This is a genomic window from Paraburkholderia sp. Ac-20336 (assembly GCF_017105025.1).
Taxonomy (GTDB): domain Bacteria; phylum Pseudomonadota; class Gammaproteobacteria; order Burkholderiales; family Burkholderiaceae; genus Paraburkholderia.
Map to the genome: position 1 here is coordinate 1 of NZ_JAAGPS010000055.1, position 18,530 is coordinate 18,530.

The window sequence follows — 18,530 nt, forward strand, 5'->3', positions numbered from 1 at the left end:
TCGGCGGGCAGCACGCAGCCCATCACCACTTCGTCGATCTGCCCGGGTTTCAGGCCTGCGCGCTGCACAGCGGCCTCGATCGCGACCGCGCCGAGTTGCGGCGCGGCGAGTGCCGCGAAGTCGCCCTGAAAGCCCGCCATCGGCGTGCGCGCCGCGCTGACGATCACGATCGGATCGGCGTGGATGCTACTGCTGTTTGTCTCACTCATGGTTCTGCTCCTTGGTCATAGCCTGGATGGCTAGCGTCGCGCGTGGCCTGATGCGAATCCTCGTGAGATTTATCAGGCCACGCGCACGTCGGGTTCGTCAGCCTGCGTATCGGATACCTTACTGAAGCGCTCCGGATAGCGTACGCAAAAGCGCACGCTCTGGTCATACGGGAAAAAGTCGGGCAGTTCGCCCTTCAGCAGATGATCCTTGTGCCTTTGCCACAACGCCGGATCGAAGAAGTCCGCGTGATGCTGCATGAACGAGCGGCGCACGCGCGGATCGCCGAGCAGAAACGTGCCGTACGTCTCCGGGAAAATATCGTGCGGACCGATCGCGTACCACGGCTCGCCCGACATTTCGTCTTCCTCGTTGCGCGGCGGCGGCACCACGCGCACGTTGCAGTCGGTCAGGTATTCGATCTCGTCGTAGTCGTAGAACACGACGCGGCCGTGACGCGTGACGCCGAAGTTCTTGTACAGCATGTCGCCGGGGAAGATGTTCGCCTGAATCAGTTCCTTCACCGCGTCGCCGTATTCCTTGATGCCGTGTTCGACGTCGTCGTCGTTGCCGTTCTGCAGGAACAGGTTCAACGGCACCATGCGCCGCTCGATGTACATATGGCGGATCACGAGGTTCGCGCCCTCGTATTCGATCAGCGAGGGCACTTCCTTTTCGAGTTCACGCAGGAGCGTTTCGTCGAGCCGCGAAAGCGGCAGCGCGACGCTCGAATATTCGAGCGTGTCGGCCATGCGGCCGAGGCGATCGTGGCGCTTGACGAGCTGATACTTCTCCTGGATCTGCGCGCGCGTGGTGTCCTTCGGCGGCGGGAAGTTGTCCTTGATGAGCTTGAAGACGTACGGAAACGACGGCAGCGTGAACACGAGCATCACGAGTCCCTTGATGCCGGGCGCGATGATGAAGTGATCGCTCGAATGCGAGAGGTGATGCAGCAGATCGCGATAGAACAGGTTCTTGCCCTGCTTCTGCAGGCCGAGCGACGTGTAGATTTCCGCTTTCGGCTTGCCCGGCATGATCGTGCCGAGAAACTCGACGTAGGCCGACGGCACTTCCATGTCGACGAGAAAATACGAATGCGAGAAGCTGAAGATGATGAGCAACTGCTCGCGCCTGAGCAGCACCGTGTCGAGCGCGAGCACGCCCGGCTTCACATGACGCAGCGGCAGCGCGAACGGCAGCAGCGCGTCGCCGTTGATGATGCGCCCGACGATATGCGCCGACTTGTTGCGATAGAACAGCGACGAGAGCACGTGAATCTGGAAGTTCGGCGCTTCGTCGAACACGCCGAACGCGTCGTGGATCGACTGCATCACGCAGCCAACGTCGCGCTGCAGGTCCTCGAACGGCGGATCGAGCTGGAAGTTCGTGACGATCCGTTCGAGCGTGGCCGCGAGGCCATCCTTGCCGGGGTAGTACGCGCGATAGGTCGGCTTTGCAGCGGGCTCGTCGTTCTCGATGTACTCGGTCGAGATCGCCGGGCGCACGAAAATGAAATCGTTGTTGAAATACGAGCGGTGCAGAATCTTGCAGCACACCGAATTGAAGAACGTTTCCGCGCATTCGGGCTGCCGGTGCGTGGTGAGCAGGCCGATGTAATGCAGCTTGATCTGCTGCCACACTTCGCTGTCGATGTTCTCCGCGTCGTATTCGTCTTCGAGCAGTTCCACGCATTCCTGCACGCGATCGTCATAGGACGTGATGCGATCGCGCGCGAGCTTTTGCAGACCGTGCCAGTCGCCCGCTTCGAAAAGCGTTTTCGCGTGAATCGCGGCGTCGCGAAAGACCCGGTAGTGGCGGTCGAACCCTTCGAGCATCGTCTGTGCGACGTCGAAACCGATTTGCGACGACAACAGCTTGGGGAAGTGATTCATGAGACGCGGGCTCCGCGAACGCGAGTCAAGGTCGGAAAAACTCAGGTCATCTCAGGCAGGTTTCGCGCTGCGCTGGCCGTGCTCCAGCAACTCGCGCGCTTGTGTTTCATATTGCACGAGGTCTTCGAGCGTCGCGTCGAGATCTTCGCGCTGACGTTCGAGTACTTCGCGATGACGCGCCACCGTGGCGAGAAACGCTTGCAGTTGCGGCACGGTGTCGGTCGGCGATTCGTAGACGTCGAGCAGATCGCGAATTTCCGACAGCGTAAAGCCAAGCCGTTTGCCGCGCAGCGTCAGTTTGAGCCGCGTTCTGTCGCGGCCCGAATAGACGCGCCGCAAGCCGCTCGATCCTTCGCGGCTCGGCGAGAGTAAACCCTGATCTTCGTAGAAACGGATCGCGCGTGGCGTGACGTCGAATTCCCGTGCGAGTTCGGTGATCGTGTATTGCGTGTTCATCGGGACATCTCGTGGCCGGATGGCCGGGCACAAAACCGGATTGGACGATAGAATCGACGTTTACGTTATCGTCAAGCTGAACGGAACGCAACCACAACCACGCCGGGCGGCATCGCACACCTCGCCATGCCGGACGGCCGCCGGAGGAAGACAGTCCCCATGAATGCACTCGAACACCAACTCCAATACCCATTCAACGACACGCTGCCCGACGCGGGCCGCACGATGGAAGTCGCGCCGGGCGTGCTGTGGCTGCGCATGCCGCTGCCGTTCGCGCTCGACCATATCAATCTGTGGCTGCTGCGCGATGAAATCGACGGGCAACAGGGCTGGACCGTGGTCGATTGCGGCATCACGTCGGACACGATCAAGGCGAATTGGGAGCGTGTGTTCGAGTCGGTGCTCGACGGCCTGCCGGTGTTGCGCGTGATCGTCACGCATTGTCACCCGGACCATATCGGCCTCGCGCACTGGGTGTGCGGCGGCGGCGAGAAACAGCGCTGGGACGCGCGACTGTGGATGACGCTCGGCGAATACATGCAGGCGCGCGTGATGGCAACCGGCGACGGTTCGAACGCGGGCGGCGAGGCGGCGGCGCGGCACTTCGCGCAGCATGGCCTGAACGATGACGAATCGCTCGACAAACTGCGCAATCGCAAGAGTTATTACTCGAGCCTCGTGCCGGCGATTCCGGGGCAATACCGGCGTCTGCGCGAAGCCGAGGACGTGAGGATCGGCGGTAGAACGTGGCGTGTCGTGACGGGCTTTGGTCATTCGCCCGAGCATTGCGCGCTGCATTGCGAAGAGACCGGCACGCTGATTTCCGGCGACATGGTGCTGCCGCGCATTTCGACGAACGTGTCGGTGTTCGATATCGAGCCAGAGGGTTCGCCGCTGGAGCTGTATCTGGAATCGCTCGGCCGCTACGAGACGATGCCGGAAGCGACGCTCGTGCTGCCTTCGCATGGCAAGCCGTTTCGCGGCGTGCGCACGCGCATTCGCCAGTTGCGCGAGCATCACGACGCGCGGCTCGCCGAGGTGCGCGAAGCGTGCGCGGAGAAACCGCGCAGCGCCGCCGACATCGTGCCGCTGATGTTCAAGCGCCAACTCGATATTCATCAGATGACGTTCGCGATGGGTGAGGCGCTCGCGCATTTGCATCTGCTGTGGCGTGCGGGGGAGTTGAAGCGCACGCAGGATGCGGATGGGGTGATTCGTTTTACGGCGGCGTGATCTGGGCTTGGATCGCGTTTTGGATTGATGGGGCGAGGGGAGTGCCCGCGTGTGTGGCGGGCTTTTTGGATAATTCAGCGCGGTTTTGCAGTGTTCGTTTGATTTGCCTGCATGGAGCGCGGGCCGGCGCCGTATAGGCGTAGAAAGCATTCCACATCAGCTTCGAGAGCGCCGATAGGCTTTCCTTCATCGCCGGGGCGTAATTGGCCTGAGCCTCGATAATCGTGCCGTCGATGCGCGATTTGCATCCGACTGGTATTCCGTCTCGTCGATCGTCACGATTGTGCCTTTGAGCGGCAGCGCGTCGCTTATTCCTTGAAGCAAAAACCAAAAAAACCAAAGTAAACGCTGCTTCGTTGAGATTGCAACGCTTCCATCACTCTTGGCAACGTCTCATGCCATTTCCTTGGAAATTTTTCCACGGGTGATCGTTTTTTCGGAGTTCTCCGATATCAATACTGTTCGCAATGCTCTGGAATGACTGGGGAGACATGGCTAGCCGAGTGTGCACGCAGTCTCTGCACAGCATGAACCGTCCTCATCGCTTTGGAGTTTCCGAATGGCGCACGATATTTTTATCAAGATCAACGGCATTGACGGCGAATCACAGGATCTAACACATCGCGACGAAATCGAAGTGCTTGGCTGGAACTGGAGCGCGAGTCAGCAGTCCAGAACGCGCTCCTGTTCTGGCAGCGTGGCAAAGGTCAGTGCTTCCGCGTTGAGCTTCACTCACATGATCGACACGGCAAGCCCGAATCTTGCGAGCTACTGTTTTCAGGGGAGGCATGTTCCCAACGTCGTGCTTACCATGCGTAAAGCAGGTGACATTCCTCTTGAATATTTGAAAATCACGATGTTTGACGTGATCGTGACGCACGTCGAGCTAGCAGCAGGAGCCGGATTGGCATTGGAACATGTGGCACTGTCTTTTGTGCAAATGAAGAAGGAATACGCAGTGCAGAGCCCGATCGGTGTGAGTCAAGGCGCTGTGACCGCGCTGATTGATGTGAAACGGAACAGCGTTAGTTGATGCCGGGTTAAGGACTAGAAGCGACAATGAACGATTACGAACGCCTTATAAATGATGCTCTAACGGAAAAACCTCTCGCTTATAGCTATGGTGGAAAATCCGTAGAGGCTCAAACGCTTTTCCTCTGCATAACGGTCGAGGAAACCTGCAAATATTTTGAATTAAAGGACTATAGCGGTGTGACGGCCGTAACGATGATTCTGCTTGGCCGTCCGTGGATTCCAACCCGCTCGAAACCCGGGGGAGCAACGGCCGGAACATCAATTGCATCGCTTGTTCTCCGGGTCCTTGTTGATGTCAATTTTGAAAAGGCTATCCTGCCTACGCTTACATCGAGATCGGTTCGGCGATTCCAATTCTCGATGACAAGAAATTTGGGAGCGTTCATTGGGCGCTGGATTCCATGGCTCGGTGCAACACTCGCAGTCTACGATGTGGTGAAAATAGTCATTCTTTCCGTGATGCGCTACAACCAGATTGTCAACGAAGAGGATCGGATAAATGACGCGACAGCGGGAAGCTTCGGTTGAGCTGGAGCAATTCTTTCACAAAGAAGTTGGCATCCCCGATGGTAAAAAAATCTTCTCTTCAAGCGTCATAGAAGATGATTTCGGCATAACGGGTGACGATGCCAATCAATTAATGGAAGATTTTTTTGAGCAATTCCACGTCGCGCGCGGCGACTATGATTTTCACCGGTACTTTGAAATTGAGGCATCGGGGTTCCCGATTCCTTTTCTTGACAGGTGGATCCGCAAGAAAATCCTGGGCGATCGCCTGTATGAGAAGCAAACTCTGACCATTGCGATGCTTCAGCATGCAATAGAGCTTGGTGTGTGGGATAGCCAACGCTTACGCGAGCGGGAAAGTCAGCGTAAAAGCAGTGATTGAAATCCCCGCCGCTTTTGCCGCCAACCCCGATTCTTGACCAACGTTCGGCGGCGCGCCAAACCGCCATCCTTTCCACCCGAACCCGCCATTCCCCTCACATCCCGCCAGTCGACAGATAGGTGTTTACGCCAGGCAGGCGCGGGCGCCGTGACCTCTTCTCCCTCCGCTTCAACCTCGCATCAGCCCTTGCTGGCGGTCCCGCAGCCCTGAATCCCCGCATTTTTCAGGTATCTGTTGCCGAGGAACCGCACGGCACTTCGCATGCCCCACACCGCAAAAAATCAATTTCGAGCACTTGCTTTTATCGCCATAGTTGTTAGCATGCTACCTTAATAAAGGTAGTGCACTAACTCACGTGGAGCAACTTATGGCTGGCAATACCATGAAGGAAGATCGACTGCTTACCGCTTTCGCTAAATTTGCGACCCAGGTGTCGGGCGACCTCGATGCGGAGTCGACCCAGGCGGCGAAGTCGGCGCTCGTCGACGCGCTGGCAGTCTCGCTCGGCGCCTTGCCTCATCCCCCGGCGCAGCGCGCCCGCAAGTACGCCGCGCTGTTCGATGTTCCGCAAGGCGTCACCATCTGGGGCAGCGGTCAGCGCACCAACGTCGAAGCCGCGACGCTGGTCAACGGCGTTCCGCTGCGCGGATACGACTACAACGACTTCTATTTCGGCAAGGCTGCCGGGCATCCGAGCGACATCATTCCCGGTCTGCTGGCGCTCGCCGAATCGCGCGGCCATACCGGCAAGCAGGTTCTGACGGCGCTGGCGGTCGGGTACGACGTCTGTATCAGCCTGTTCGATACGTTCGACATCGATTCGAACGGCTGGGACTATCCGATGCTGGTGACGATTGCCGCGGTCTGCGCGTTCTCCCGCCTCGTCGGTCTTTCGGAAGCGGCTGCGCGCGAGGCCATCGCGATTGCGGTCGTATCGAACTACGTGAGCGACGAATCGGAATCGCACGAACTGAATGCTCGCGGCGATCTGACCATGTGGAAGCGTTTCAACGGCAGCGACGCGATCCGCCATGCGGTCTATTCGGTTCTGCTCGCGGAAGTCGGTGTCGAGGGCGTGGTGCGCCCGTTCGAGGGCCGCAGCGGTTTGCTGGCGAAGATCAGGACGCCGGACGATGTGATTCAACGCCTGTTCGATCGGCTCGATCCGTCGAAGCCGCTCAAGCGTGTCACCGAAGTGCGCTACAAGCGCTGGCCGGTGGGTTCGCGCGGCCAGAGCGCCATTCAGTCGGCCATCAGCCTCGCGGGCAAGATCGAGGACATGGCTTCGGCGCAAAGCGTGACCGTGTACACCGACGAAATGGTCTATGACCATCTGGTCCGCCGCCGTTCGGACCCGTGGCATCCGTTCTCGCGCGAGACGGCCGACCATTCGCTGCCGTATATCGTGACTGCCGCGCTGCTCGAAGGCCAGATCAAGCTGGAAAGCTTCGACGTCGAACGCGTTATCGATCCGGCGCGGCAGACGTTCCTCAACGAGAAGGTCAAAGTCGAGGTCGATCCCGCGCTTTGCTTGGGCTCGGCAGGCGGCTTCATCACGCGCGTCGAAGTGACGGATGCGAGCGGCAAGGTGCATAAGGGCGACGCCCGGCCGCATCCGGGCCACCCGCTGCAGCCGCTGACCCGCGAAGACATGGAAGCGAAGTTCTACGAGAACGTGGACCCGATCTTCGGTCACGCACATTCGCAGAACGTGCTGCATGCAATCTGGAGCTTCGATACCCATCCGAACGTCAAGGACCTGGTCGGCCTGCTGGTTCATCCGAATCCGGAAAGCCTGAAGACGGCGGAAGTGGCATAAGAGGACTAAACCATGCGGCGGGACGTGCGTGTAACTGTAATTGGAGCTGGACAGGCTGCTGCCCGATGTATCTCGACGATGCGCCATGCGGGGTTCGACGGTGGCATTACGTTAATCGGCGAGGAGACCCATTTACCTTACGAACGCCCGCTGCTGTCGAAAGAAGCGCTCTTTGGCGAGACCGGCTTCAAAGCGCCTTACGTACTGGACGACAGTTTCTACGGCGACCATGAAGTGGATCTCGAGCTTGGCAAGCGTGTCGAGGCGATCGATCCCGGGTCCGGTGCTGTCGACCTCGGGAACGGGTTGCGGATCAAGTCCGATCGCATTCTGATCGCGACAGGCTCGCGTGCCCGGACTGTTTCCATTCCGGGTGTGGCGCCCGAGCGGATTCTGTCGCTTAGGAATATTGAAGACGCGAAGCGCTTGAAGCCGTTGCTCGATGGCCGCAACAGGGTTGTGCTGATCGGTGGTGGATTCATCGGGCTGGAGATTGCCGCGGGTGCGATTCGCCGGGGTTGCGCGGTGACGGTCATCGAAGCGCGGCCACGGCTCATCGAGCGAGCCGTCAGTCCGCACGTATCGACGCACTTGCAACGCCTGCACGCGGATAACGGCGTGAAGTTCAGGTTCGGCGTAACGATCGTTTCGGGACGACAGGGCGCGACCGAAACCGAGTTGATGCTGAGCGACGGCACTTCGGTCGTGGCGGATGTCATCGTCGCCGGTGTCGGGGCGTTGCCTAATTCAGAGCTGGCGGACGCGGCCGGGATCAGGTGTACGAACGGAATCAGCGTGGATAAAAACTGCCGGACCTCATCCGGGATCGTATGGGCAGCGGGGGATGTCGCCACGCGCGTTCATCCCTGGTTCGGAAAGGACATGCGCCTGGAATCCTGGGAGAGTGCGGAGAACCAGGCCCGGATTGCAGGACTCTCGATTGTGGCCAGCTTTGTCGGCACGGATGCCGCCGAAGGCGAAGAAGAACCGCCACCGTGGTTCTGGAGTGACCAGTACGGACTCAATCTGCAGATCCTCGGTTGCGTTTGCGATTCGGAAAGCTCGGTCAGGCGGATGAGCGACGACGGTGAGAAAGGCACGATTTTTCATTTTCGCGGACGTGACCTGATTGGCGCGGAGCTTATTTCGACAGGCAGGGAGCGTCCATTGGTCAAGAAGCTTCTGCAAACCGGATGGCCGTTACCCGCGGAGAAGCTCGGCGATACCGGCCTGTCCCTGAAAGAACTACTGGCCGCTTCGACGGCGGTCGTTGCGGCCTGATGAGAGGAAAACCCGATGAGCTGGCAAGAAGTCGCAAAGAAATCGGATGTAGAGGAGGGCGAGGCACTCCAGGTGTGTGTCTCCGGGGAGCCCATTGCCATCTACAACGTGGGCGGCACGTTCTTCGCAACGCATGACGTCTGTACGCATGCTCATGCGCATCTGTCAGACGGGTATATCGATGGCGATTGCGTCGAATGTCCTCTGCATGGCGGCGTTTTCCGGATCTCCACGGGTGAGGCGGTTTCGGGCCCGGTACAGAAGCCATTGCGAGTTTTCCCGATCAAGGTCGAAGGCGAATCCATTCTGATTGACGGGTAATCGCGAATGGTTTCGGCTACGGCTCACCGTATGGATCAAGAAAGGAATGTTATGGAATTCGAACGAACCTCCGTTGCAATCATCGGCGCCCATGCGGGCACCGGGCCGGCCGTCGTCCGCGCGTTTGTCGAACAGGGTGCGCGGGTCGCGGTAGGAACGCCGAGTCGGGGCGGAGAGAAAACGCCCTTGTCCGGCACCGTGCAATTCGATGTTGACACGAGCGATGTGGCATCGATCCGTCAGTTCTTCGATCGATGCGAGAAAGAGCACGGTCCGGTCGAGATTCTGGTCAACGTCGCTCCGCCGATTGCCTCGGGCAATGCGCTGGATTTCACTCCGGATGAATATCGGGCGGTCGTCGAGCAGGAGCTGATCGGGCCGATTCTGTGCATGCAGGAAGGCGCGAGGCGCATGGTGCCACGCGGATTCGGCCGGATCATGTCCTTCATCTCGATGTCCGGAAAGACCGGTGTGCATAAGCACGTTGCGCCGTTCGCGGCGGCCAAAGGCGGCCTCGTCACCTTCTCGCGCACGCTGGCTGCCGAGCTTGCCCCGACCGGGGTAACGGTCAACACGCTGGCGACCGCGCTGTTCGACGTGCAGGTCGCCTCCATGCCGGATGGCGCCGAAGTGGTCAAGGGCATTCCGGTCGGCCGCCCGGGGCGCTCCGAAGAGGCCGCGCACGCTGTTCTGTTTCTCGCTTCCAAAGACGCGGGTTATGTCACCGGAGAGACGCTCAATCTCTCGGGCGGCCGCTTCATGGACTAAACACTTGCGTCCAACGCAAACGAAGGAGTGATCGATCGTGTCTGAAACTCAGTGCGTCAGTGAAAAGATCTGGTTTGCCCAAAGCGAATCTGCTGCCGATACCCACGGCCTCGTCAAGCGGGCACCCAGGACGTTCCGCATTCATACGCGTGCTTATACCGATCCGTCGGTCTTTGCCGCCGAGATGGAGAAAATCTTCAAGAAGACCTGGGTCTTCGTGGCACACGAGTGCCAGATTCCGAATGCCGGCGACTATCAAACCAGTTATATCGGCATGCAGCCGGTGATCGTCAGCCGCGACGCCGAGAACAAGGTGCATGTTCTCGTCAATCGATGCGTACATCGCGGCGCGGTGATCTGCCGTGATAGCCACGGTCACGGAACGGAATTCAACTGTCCGTACCACGGTTGGGTCTACGGTTTGGACGGCAAGCTGCTTGCCATGTCCGAACGGCGCGAGGCGGGCGGGTACTCGGATGACTTCGCTGCTCCCGAGGGGCTGATGCGTCTGCGTGTCGAGACCTATCGCGGTTTCATTTTCGCGAGCTTCAATCCGGACGTTCAACCGCTCGAAGAATACCTCGGCCGCGCCAAGGGCGTCATCGACCGCAAGCTCGACATGTCGCCGGTTGGCGAGATCGACTTCGTTTCGCGTCCGTATGTGAGCCGCTATCAGGGCAACTGGAAGTTCCAGGCCGAGAACATTGTCGACGAATACCACTTCATGCATACGCATAAGGCGTTCGTTCAGCTTCAGGCGAAGTACGGTCAGACGACCGGGGACTTCGATGTGCATAAAGGCGGCTCGGCCAAGAAAATGCGCGAGGTGCGGTTCTCCGGCGTGACGTGGGATTGCGAGAACGGTCATGGACTGGTCGAGACGCCGTCCGGAGAGATCGACTCGTATCTGAACGGCGAGTATGGCGACTATTTCCAGGGCATCGTCGACCGGCATGGCGCGCAAACGCTCGCTTCGATGACCGGCAAGTTGTCGGCATCGATTTTCCCGAATCTCGGACTGATCCACAATCAGGTGCGAGTCTGGAGACCGATTGCGCCGGACCTCACCGAAGTGACCATCTATCCCTACGAACTCAAGGGCGCGCCGGCCGGCTACAACGAAGGCATGCTGCGTAGCCAGGAGCGCTTCTACGGCCCGGCGGGTCACGGGCAGGCCGACGACGTGGAAATTTTCGCGCGCAACCAGCAAGGTCTCGCGGGCAGCGCTGTCGAATGGCTCATTCTCGAGCGCGGCGTCGAGACCGACAAGCCGACTGGCGACGGCGACTTCAAGGGCCTGACAACGAGCGAGGCTCCGCAACGCGCTTTGTGGCGCGAGTGGGACAAGTTGATGACCGGCAAGTAGCCGCCCGGCTCAACATCGAATTGAAATGCCAACCTGGAGACTTGTGTCGTGTTCTTTTCCGAAACCATTAGCCTGCAAGAAGAGGCGAGCGTGCGCGGCAGGGTCGAGCAGTTCCTGTATCGGGAAGCTCGCCTGCTGGACGATCTGAAGCTGGATGAATGGCTGACGCTGTTCACCGAAGACGGGCTGTACTGGATTCCCATTGTCGAGAATGCCCCGATCCAGTCGCAGAGTGCGATCATTTACGACCCGACGTTGCGTCGCGAGGAGCGGGTCTATCACATCCTGCATACGGACTTTCCCGCGCAATCGCCGCGTTCCCGCACGGTCCACTTCATCAGCAACGTCATGGTGGAGAACCGCGAAGAACTGTACAAGGTGTCGTCGAGCCAGATCGTCTACGAGATGCGCAGAGGCGACTTCGGGCAGAAAGGCATTGGCGATATCGTGCCTGTCGTCTCGCAGGTGGATTATGTTCTGCGCGAAGTGAACGGCGAACTTCGGATTGCTGAAAAGAAGGTCCTTCTCATCAATCGCGATACGTGGCAGGGCAATCTGACGTTTATTCTCTGAGCGTGCGTGCCGTCGAGGCTGAAGCGACGGTATCCCGTCTTGCGTTTCCGAACAGGGGCAGCTGCGGGGCTGTCCTTCTTCGTTGGTTTATGTCGCCAGTGAAGTCTCGTTCGCGGCAGCGCGAACGGCATGGAAGGAGTGTGAGCCCGCGATCGGTACGCCTGGAATCATGTGCGAAAATACGCGACATTGTCTGATCGATAGGCCCGGCGGGTGATGTCCCCCAGCGCCGGTTCAGCGAATTCCGACGTTTCACGACCTGAGCCACATGTACAAAGACCCTAAATCACGTCTTATCAAAATGTATGACCGTCCTGGTTTTCTCCTGCGACGTGCCTACCAGATATCGTCGGGCGTTTTTGAGCAGGAGTGTCGGGAGTTGTCGTTAACTCCCGCTCAGTTTGCGGTTTTGTCGGTACTCGCGGCCACGCCGGGCATCGATCAAGCCCGCTTGTCCAGGTGTCTTGGATTCGACAAGGTCACGGTGATGTACGTGCTGCGCGGTCTCGTCGAAAGAGGATTGATGACCCGGGATACCGGCACCGGCCGGGGGCGTCGAATCGCGCTGGCGCTGACCAAAAAGGGCGTTGCCTTACTCGAAGAAGCCCAGGCTCCCACCGAGCATGCTTCGGCGTCGCTCATGGATTGTTTTACGGAAACTCAGCAGAAGCAGTTCATCAAGCTGCTCAAGATATTGACGACCTCGTTAGAGGATCGGGCGCGTGCACCGTTGATCATGCCGGAGTTTCCAGCGGACGAGAGCGTCGTACAGGAATAAAGCTCTCGCCGGCCGCACGTTATCGTTTGATTTAGCGCTCGATTTCCGGACTGACCAGAGCCGGCGCAATGCCGGCAAAACCCGCATACTGCCGCAGAAGCGATTCATCCAGATCGAGTCCCAACCCCGGGGCATCCGGCAGTGTGATGAAGCCGTCTTCGGGAATCAACTGAGCCGGGCAAATCTTCGTTGCAAAATCGGCGAACGGCAGATAGTACTCGGTCAACGTAAAGTTCGGCATGACTGCCGCGGCATGCACGGTCGCATTGAGCGCGATCGTGGTCGAATTGAAGTTGTGAGGCGAGATGGCGACATAGTGGGGTTCCGCCATCGCTGCGATTTCCTTCAGTTCGAGAATGCCGCCGACGTTGCAGATGTCCGGATTCAGAATATCCGCGGCCCGACGCTCGAGCACCGGCTGGAATGCGGCTTTGCCGTAGAGCGTTTCGCCCGTCACGACCGGAATGCCGACCTTGCTGCGAACTTCCGCGAGTGCGTCGACGTTCTCGGCCCAACACGGTTCTTCGTACCAGTACAGATCGAACGGTTCCAACTGACGCCCGAGACGGCTTGCCGATCCCGCGTTGAGGCGTCTGAGCATGTCGAGCAGGATATCGACCTTGGGGCCGACCGCGTCTCGAACCGCGCGAATCACGGAAACGACGTGATGTTCATGCTCCCGCGGTACGTACGTTCTCCAGGTGCCCGGTAGCGGCGACAGCTTGATGGCAGTGAAGCCCTTCTCGACGACTGCCGCGGCCGCCTCGCCATACTCGTCGGGTGTCTTGCAGTGATCGCTCCAGCCGTTCGCGTAGACGCGAATCTTCTCGCGGCATTTGCCGCCGAGCAGGTTATAAACCGGCTGCCCGCAGGCTTTGCCGACGATATCCCACATCGCCTGCTCGATGGCGCTCTGCGCGCAATAGAGTTCGAACGAGCTACGCCGTTGAGCGAAATCGTCCTGGACGATTTGAGTGAAGTGCTTGATGTTGAATGGACTGCGGCCGAGGCATGCCGTGCCGAGTTCATCGATCTGGGCGACGATTGCCCGATCGCGTCCGCGTAACGTATACGCCTCGCCCCAGCCGTGGATGCCGGCATCGGTCGATACCTTGACGAAAATCCAGGTCCGGCTGCGGAAGCCGGGATCAACGGTATAGCATTGAATCGAAGAGATCTTCATGTTCCGGAGTAGGAGGAGTCAGTCGGAAAGGGATGCCTCGAATCGACTCAAATGGGCAGGCCTTTTGCTCTCAGAACCGCGTCGAAGCGTTCCGGGTCGGACGTTCCCGTGCGATTCGATTCCCGTATGGCGTCCTCGCGTTTCAGATGCTCGAGCGTCTTGCGCAGAATGCGCTCGGCGTCGTTGGCCGGTACTGCAACCACGCCATCCGCATCGCCCACGACGATATCGCCGGGAAGAACGGCCAGGCCGCCGCAGACGACGGGAATATTGATTTCTCCGGGACCGTCTTTGCTCGGTCCGCGACTCGTGTGGCCGCGCGCATAGCAAGGCATGCCTTCTTCGGCCCACTCGACGAGATCGCGAACGGCACCGTCGATGACGAGACCCGCGAGACCCTTCGCGATGCAGGTGGTGCGCATCAGGCCGCCGACGAGCGCCTGAGTGATGTCGGCGCCGCCGTCGATGACCAGCACGTCGCCGCGTTCCACGAGCATCAACGCCTTATGGATCATGAGATTGTCGCCGGGCCTCACACGGACGGTGACCGCCGGACCGCACATGCTCACGTCGAGGCCGCTATGGTATTGCCGCAGTCCGTACGTCCCCACGTTTCTGCTCATGGCGTCGCCAATGGCCGCGGTGGGAAGTGCCTTGAATGCTTCGATGATGTCCTTGCCGACCGACGGCACACGGGGATTGATACGGTAGCCGGCGGGCCAGTCAAGATTCGCGCTTTGAGTCATTTCGATATCTCCAGTTTTTTGCAGTCGTCATTCACGCTTCAGATGGCTTTCGCTGTTCTGAGCCGTTCGATGCGATCATCATCCAAACCGAGTTCGTGCAGGATGTCAACGGTGTCGGCGCCCAGGGTTCGCGGCGGAAAATCGACCGAGGGATCGTTCCCGTCGATCTTCACGCCGGTCCGCACCAGATGCAGGTCACGATCGACGCCGGGCACGTTCCTGAATTCGCCGACCATGCCGCGTTCCGCAATCTGCGGTTGGGCAAGCGCCTGCGACACCAGGTAGACGGGCCCGGACGGAACGTCGACGTCGTTGAGCAGATCGCACCACTCATCCGCTCCGCGGGCGGCGAGGGCCTGTTCCAGTTCATCACGAAGTTCGTAGCGGTTCTTCAGGCGAGCATGACGTTCATGGAAACGCTCGTCCGTATAGAGGTCCGGACGTCCTACGGTCCTGCAAAGCGCTTCGAACTGTTCCTGCTTGTTGGCGGAGATATTCAGCAGGCCGCTACCGGTCTTGAAGGCACCCGACGGGCTGGCCGTAATGTTCTCGTTGCCCATCGGCGCGGGTTCTTTTTTTGCAATGAGCATGTTCGACATGGCCCAACCCATCGAGACCATGGTCGACGCCAGCATGGAGACATCCAGGTACGTACCGCCCGTTCGATCGGGTTGTGCCAGCGCGGCCGCCACCGCAAATGCCGCGGTCAGACCGCCGACCGTGTCGGCAACGGGATAGCCGACCCGGTAAGGTGCCGTGTCGGGCGCCCCGGTGATGCTCATCACGCCCGACATACCCTGGATGATCTGGTCGTAAGCCGGACGCGCCGCGAGAGGACCGTCCTGCCCAAACCCGGTGATCGCGCAGTAAACCAGACGCGGATTGACTTCGAGAAGATCCTTATAGCCGATGCCCAACCGGTCCATTACGCCCGGACGAAAGTTCTCGACCACGACATGGGCGCTTTTGACGAGCGTGCGGAAGATCTCCTTTCCCTCAGGGTGCTTGAAGTCGATCGTGACCGAGCGCTTGCCGGCATTCTGGGCGAGATAGGAGATGCCCATGCCTCGCTTGACGAGTTCGGGATCGGCGCCGAGTTGACGTGCAAGATCGCCGCCTTTCGGATTTTCTACCTTGATGACTTCCGCGCCGAAGTGCGCCAACTGATGGCAGCAGAAGGGGCCTGACAGCACGTTGGTCAGATCGAGTACGCGAAAGCCTTTAAGAGGAAATGACATGATGAATATTCTCTGCAGATTATCAGGAGTCCAATGCTGCGCGAATTCAGCGGCGACTTCTCGACCGGGCGCGTCCGGGCTCGATTGGCGTTTTACGGCGTGGCGATGCGGCGCTTGATGCGTGCCGCGACGTCTTGTCCGTAATTCAGCGCGGCGCGCCAATCCGTCGTGAACTCAGGGAGTTGGGCAAGTGCGCGCTTGGTCTCGGTCAGGACCTGGTGATCGAATTGACCGATCTTCCCGGCCAACTCCCGCACGCGCGAATCGAGGTTCCCGGCGGGAATCACCTCATTGAGCAGCCCCCATGAAAGGGCCATCTCGGCGTCGACGGGTTCCGTGTTGAAGAGCATCCATCCGAGACGTTTCCGGTTGAGTCCGGACAAATGACTGGTGGCTGCCGACATGCTCGCAAACGCCGCGGATTTCAGTTCGGGCAGCCCGAATCGGGCATGTTCGCTGCCGACGGCCAGATCGCAAGCGTTCACGAGATTGACGCCGTAACCGAGCGCAAGCCCGTTGACTGCCGCGATCACCACGCCGGGAAATTCGCGGATCGCCATGGCCAGATCGATGCCTTCCTGACCGGCGGTGTCCTGTCGGCCTTCGGCGAGAAATTGTGCGCGCTCCTTGATGTCCGCGCCGCAGCAGAACCACTGATCCGAGCCGGTGATGACGACCGCGTTGACGTGTCCCGCAAGCGTTTCCAGCGCGGCTAACAGGTCAAGACGCGCGGACTGGTTCATCGCATTGCGCTTCTCCGCGCGGTCGATACGCAGATGAGCCCAGGTTTCGTGTTTCGACACGACGATATAGGACATGCTTACCGCTCCTGTGAACCGCTTGAAAAGCCATACAGCGCGATCGGGTTGTCGACCAGAACTTTTCGGATCAATGCACTGTTCGGCGCCCATTCGCCGAGAAGATCGAGCAGGCGGGCATCGTTCGGCATTGGTTTTTCGCCGACCATGGCAGCGGGATGGGGCCAATCCGTTCCCCAAACGACGCGCTCGGGAGCGGACGTCAGCCATTCGGTCACCATGCGGCCGGTATCCGCATAAGAGGGCGCACCATCGAGGCTATCGTGATAGGCGCCGGAGAGCTTCATCCACGTCTTGCCTTTGTCGACGAGCCGGCGCAATACCGCGAATACTTCGTGGGATAGGCCGGCCGGTTGAGGGACACGGCCGAGATGGTCGATCACGACAGGCACCGGGAGAGCAGCGAGATATTTTTCGAGCTGAATGTACGCGGCGCCGAGCGTGTGTACCTGAACGTGCCAACCTAGGGGTTCGATACGGCGAGCAAGCGCTTCGAGCTGATCGATGTTGGCGCCAGCGGGCCGCGAAAGATTGAATCGAATGCCGCGAACGCCGGCGTCGTGCATGGCACGAATGTCCGCGTCGGGCGTTCGGGAATCGATAACCGCCACACCGCGAGCGTTGTCGCCGAACTGTTTCAGTGCGTCGACCAGACAGCGGTTGTCCGTGCCATAGCTGGACGGCTGCACGATGACGCTGCGGAAAATTCCGAGTCGCTTCTGCAGGATTCGATATTGAGCGACTGTTGCATCCGCGGGGCGCAAGCTCGTTTCCGGGTCGTAAGGGAAGCGATTGTCGTAGATATGATGATGACAATCGACGCTCAAGGGCGGCACTGACAGCGTGGCCGGCTCATCTCCCGCGGTCCATGTCGGAAGATGGGTCATCACGATTCCTTCTTCTGAATGGCGGCGCCCGGGTTGATGCCGATCCGTTCGAGACGGTAGGCACTTTCCAGATTGACCGAGCCGGGCGGAATCTCTCTTGCGGCCAGCGCGGAGATCTGTCGAACCGTATCCATCGTTTGGTGTTCGCGCGCTTCGGCGGTCATGCCGCCAACGTGCGGCATTGCGATCACGTCCGGACGCCCGATAAAACGCGACGATGGCTTCTGGTCGGCAGCGCGACCGACGTCGAGACCTGCGCCACGCAAATGACCCCGATCCAACGCCGCTTCGAGCGCATCTTCGTCGACGAGCTGGCCGCGAGAGAGATTGAGGAAGCTCGCCCCTTGCTTCATGCGATCAAAGGCCGATGCGTTAAACAGATTCTCGGTTTGTGGCGTTGCGGCGGCTAGACATACGACGAAGTCGGAAGTGGACAGCACTTCGTCGAAACTTGCGGCCATATTGCCGAGCTTCGTCGGGTCCGCGAATGGATCGGATACTTTTACGGTCATGCCGAGTTGGCTTGCGAGCGCGGCGAGGCGAGCACCGATGACGCCGAACCCCACGATTCCGATGGTCGATGTACTGACTTGCAGACCTTTGGCAAGCGCGGGTTCTTCTCCGAGCGCATAGGCATGTCGCGCACGGGATACGCCACGCGCAAGATCGAAGATCATCGCGAGTGCCAACTCGGATACCGCCGTACCAAACCCGGCGCTGGCTCGGGTCACGAGAATGCCGCGCTCGCTTGCGGCGGGAATATCGACCGTGCTGATATCGACCGCGGCCCGGCAGAAAGCGATCAGGTCCGGCGATGCTTTGAACGTCTCCGACAAACCATGTGACGAGCGGTGAGCGAGGATGATCTGGCAGCCTTGCGCCGCTTCGGCGAGTTCTATCCCTTGAAGCACGCGGCCCGTGTCGTTCATGACGACGTCGACAACGCTTCTGAGTTTTTCAAGTCCGGCCGCGCTGTAGTAGCTCGCAAGCTCATAGTCCGTGTATGTAAGGAAAGCCTTAAGTCTGCCCGTCATGACTGA

The 18,530-nt window shown here is 59.6% G+C and carries 19 protein-coding genes and 1 pseudogene; 11 read left to right on the top strand and 9 right to left on the bottom strand.

The window, feature by feature from the left end:
* The 3 genes and pseudogenes from GXB81_RS17065 to GXB81_RS17075 all read right to left on the bottom strand — a co-directional run.
* Positions 1-209, bottom strand: a pseudogene (locus tag GXB81_RS17065) (acetyl-CoA C-acetyltransferase); the annotation flags it as partial.
* 72 nt (positions 210-281) lie between these two features.
* Positions 282-2,099, bottom strand: coding sequence for a bifunctional isocitrate dehydrogenase kinase/phosphatase (gene aceK / locus GXB81_RS17070; RefSeq protein WP_167042353.1), 1,818 nt, complete (start codon positions 2,097-2,099; stop codon positions 282-284).
* Between the two features lie 51 nt (positions 2,100-2,150).
* Positions 2,151-2,555, bottom strand: coding sequence for a MerR family DNA-binding transcriptional regulator (locus GXB81_RS17075; protein ID WP_167042355.1), 405 nt, complete (start codon positions 2,553-2,555; stop codon positions 2,151-2,153).
* A 159-nt stretch (positions 2,556-2,714) separates the two neighbouring features.
* Here GXB81_RS17075 and GXB81_RS17080 point away from each other — a divergent pair, with 159 nt between their 5' ends.
* The 11 genes from GXB81_RS17080 (at position 2,715) to GXB81_RS17130 (ending at position 12,618) form a co-directional block, all read left to right on the top strand.
* A complete protein-coding gene (locus GXB81_RS17080) occupies positions 2,715-3,788 on the top strand; it encodes an MBL fold metallo-hydrolase (protein ID WP_205989839.1) in 1,074 nt (357 codons plus the stop codon).
* 559 nt (positions 3,789-4,347) lie between these two features.
* The gene (locus GXB81_RS17085) at positions 4,348-4,821 is read left to right on the top strand and encodes a type VI secretion system tube protein Hcp (protein WP_205989840.1); all 474 of its coding nucleotides are present in this window, start codon (positions 4,348-4,350) and stop codon (positions 4,819-4,821) included.
* 26 nt (positions 4,822-4,847) lie between these two features.
* Positions 4,848-5,351, top strand: a complete 504-nt coding sequence (locus GXB81_RS17090) for an STM2901 family protein (protein WP_205989841.1) — start codon at positions 4,848-4,850, stop codon at positions 5,349-5,351.
* Positions 5,323-5,712, top strand: coding sequence for a DUF1493 family protein (locus GXB81_RS17095; RefSeq protein ID WP_167042364.1), 390 nt, complete (start codon positions 5,323-5,325; stop codon positions 5,710-5,712). The genes GXB81_RS17090 and GXB81_RS17095 overlap by 29 nt, the downstream gene beginning before the upstream one ends.
* A 367-nt stretch (positions 5,713-6,079) precedes the next feature.
* Complete coding sequence (locus tag GXB81_RS17100) at positions 6,080-7,531, top strand: MmgE/PrpD family protein (RefSeq protein WP_167042366.1); 1,452 nt, start codon at positions 6,080-6,082, stop codon at positions 7,529-7,531.
* A 12-nt stretch (positions 7,532-7,543) separates the two neighbouring features.
* Entirely contained in the window at positions 7,544-8,812 is a 1,269-nt protein-coding gene (locus GXB81_RS17105) for an FAD-dependent oxidoreductase (protein ID WP_205989842.1), read from the top strand.
* A 15-nt stretch (positions 8,813-8,827) separates the two neighbouring features.
* Positions 8,828-9,133, top strand: coding sequence for a non-heme iron oxygenase ferredoxin subunit (locus GXB81_RS17110; RefSeq protein WP_167042370.1), 306 nt, complete (start codon positions 8,828-8,830; stop codon positions 9,131-9,133).
* A 51-nt stretch (positions 9,134-9,184) separates the two neighbouring features.
* On the top strand, positions 9,185-9,901 hold the full coding sequence (locus GXB81_RS17115; protein WP_205989843.1) for an SDR family oxidoreductase: 717 nt from the start codon (positions 9,185-9,187) through the stop codon (positions 9,899-9,901).
* A gap of 37 nt (positions 9,902-9,938) precedes the next feature.
* The gene (locus GXB81_RS17120) at positions 9,939-11,267 is read left to right on the top strand and encodes a Rieske 2Fe-2S domain-containing protein (protein ID WP_167042372.1); all 1,329 of its coding nucleotides are present in this window, start codon (positions 9,939-9,941) and stop codon (positions 11,265-11,267) included.
* Positions 11,268-11,315: 48 nt separating this feature from the next.
* The gene (locus GXB81_RS17125; protein WP_167282318.1) at positions 11,316-11,840 is read left to right on the top strand and encodes an aromatic-ring-hydroxylating dioxygenase subunit beta; all 525 of its coding nucleotides are present in this window, start codon (positions 11,316-11,318) and stop codon (positions 11,838-11,840) included.
* Positions 11,841-12,108: 268 nt separating this feature from the next.
* Entirely contained in the window at positions 12,109-12,618 is a 510-nt protein-coding gene (locus GXB81_RS17130; RefSeq protein WP_167042376.1) for a MarR family transcriptional regulator, read from the top strand.
* Between the two features lie 31 nt (positions 12,619-12,649).
* Here the strand turns inward: GXB81_RS17130 and GXB81_RS17135 are convergent, their stop codons facing one another.
* The 6 genes from GXB81_RS17135 to GXB81_RS17160 all read right to left on the bottom strand — a co-directional run bounded on the left by GXB81_RS17135 (position 12,650) and on the right by GXB81_RS17160 (position 18,524).
* A complete protein-coding gene (locus tag GXB81_RS17135; protein ID WP_205989844.1) occupies positions 12,650-13,801 on the bottom strand; it encodes a mandelate racemase/muconate lactonizing enzyme family protein in 1,152 nt (383 codons plus the stop codon).
* A gap of 47 nt (positions 13,802-13,848) precedes the next feature.
* Positions 13,849-14,547 carry an RraA family protein gene (locus GXB81_RS17140; protein WP_167042380.1) on the bottom strand — a complete coding sequence of 233 codons (699 nt, stop codon included), beginning with the start codon at positions 14,545-14,547 and terminating at the stop codon, positions 13,849-13,851.
* A gap of 38 nt (positions 14,548-14,585) precedes the next feature.
* Positions 14,586-15,785 (bottom strand): CaiB/BaiF CoA-transferase family protein, encoded by a 1,200-nt coding sequence (locus GXB81_RS17145; protein WP_167042382.1) that lies wholly within the window; start codon positions 15,783-15,785, stop codon positions 14,586-14,588.
* 92 nt (positions 15,786-15,877) lie between these two features.
* On the bottom strand, positions 15,878-16,603 hold the full coding sequence (locus GXB81_RS17150; RefSeq protein WP_205989845.1) for an enoyl-CoA hydratase/isomerase family protein: 726 nt from the start codon (positions 16,601-16,603) through the stop codon (positions 15,878-15,880).
* A 2-nt stretch (positions 16,604-16,605) separates the two neighbouring features.
* Entirely contained in the window at positions 16,606-17,490 is an 885-nt protein-coding gene (locus tag GXB81_RS17155; protein WP_205989846.1) for an amidohydrolase family protein, read from the bottom strand.
* Positions 17,490-18,524 carry an NAD(P)-dependent oxidoreductase gene (locus GXB81_RS17160; RefSeq protein WP_205989847.1) on the bottom strand — a complete coding sequence of 345 codons (1,035 nt, stop codon included), beginning with the start codon at positions 18,522-18,524 and terminating at the stop codon, positions 17,490-17,492. The genes GXB81_RS17155 and GXB81_RS17160 overlap by 1 nt, the downstream gene beginning before the upstream one ends.
* Between the last annotated feature and the right edge of the window lie 6 nt (positions 18,525-18,530).

Bases quoted from the DNA above. Each gene is read 5' to 3' on its own strand.
- aceK (WP_167042353.1), bottom strand. From the start codon at position 2,099: ATGAATCACTTCCCCAAGCTGTTGTCGTCGCAAATCGGTTTCGACGTC.
- GXB81_RS17075 (WP_167042355.1), bottom strand. From the start codon at position 2,555: ATGAACACGCAATACACGATCACCGAACTCGCACGGGAATTCGACGTC.
- GXB81_RS17080 (WP_205989839.1), top strand. From the start codon at position 2,715: ATGAATGCACTCGAACACCAACTCCAATACCCATTCAACGACACGCTG.
- GXB81_RS17085 (WP_205989840.1), top strand. From the start codon at position 4,348: ATGGCGCACGATATTTTTATCAAGATCAACGGCATTGACGGCGAATCA.
- GXB81_RS17090 (WP_205989841.1), top strand. From the start codon at position 4,848: ATGAACGATTACGAACGCCTTATAAATGATGCTCTAACGGAAAAACCT.
- GXB81_RS17095 (WP_167042364.1), top strand. From the start codon at position 5,323: ATGACGCGACAGCGGGAAGCTTCGGTTGAGCTGGAGCAATTCTTTCAC.
- GXB81_RS17100 (WP_167042366.1), top strand. From the start codon at position 6,080: ATGGCTGGCAATACCATGAAGGAAGATCGACTGCTTACCGCTTTCGCT.
- GXB81_RS17105 (WP_205989842.1), top strand. From the start codon at position 7,544: ATGCGGCGGGACGTGCGTGTAACTGTAATTGGAGCTGGACAGGCTGCT.
- GXB81_RS17110 (WP_167042370.1), top strand. From the start codon at position 8,828: ATGAGCTGGCAAGAAGTCGCAAAGAAATCGGATGTAGAGGAGGGCGAG.
- GXB81_RS17115 (WP_205989843.1), top strand. From the start codon at position 9,185: ATGGAATTCGAACGAACCTCCGTTGCAATCATCGGCGCCCATGCGGGC.
- GXB81_RS17130 (WP_167042376.1), top strand. From the start codon at position 12,109: ATGTACAAAGACCCTAAATCACGTCTTATCAAAATGTATGACCGTCCT.
- GXB81_RS17135 (WP_205989844.1), bottom strand. From the start codon at position 13,801: ATGAAGATCTCTTCGATTCAATGCTATACCGTTGATCCCGGCTTCCGC.
- GXB81_RS17140 (WP_167042380.1), bottom strand. From the start codon at position 14,547: ATGACTCAAAGCGCGAATCTTGACTGGCCCGCCGGCTACCGTATCAAT.
- GXB81_RS17145 (WP_167042382.1), bottom strand. From the start codon at position 15,785: ATGTCATTTCCTCTTAAAGGCTTTCGCGTACTCGATCTGACCAACGTG.
- GXB81_RS17150 (WP_205989845.1), bottom strand. From the start codon at position 16,603: ATGTCCTATATCGTCGTGTCGAAACACGAAACCTGGGCTCATCTGCGT.
- GXB81_RS17155 (WP_205989846.1), bottom strand. From the start codon at position 17,490: ATGACCCATCTTCCGACATGGACCGCGGGAGATGAGCCGGCCACGCTG.
- GXB81_RS17160 (WP_205989847.1), bottom strand. From the start codon at position 18,524: ATGACGGGCAGACTTAAGGCTTTCCTTACATACACGGACTATGAGCTT.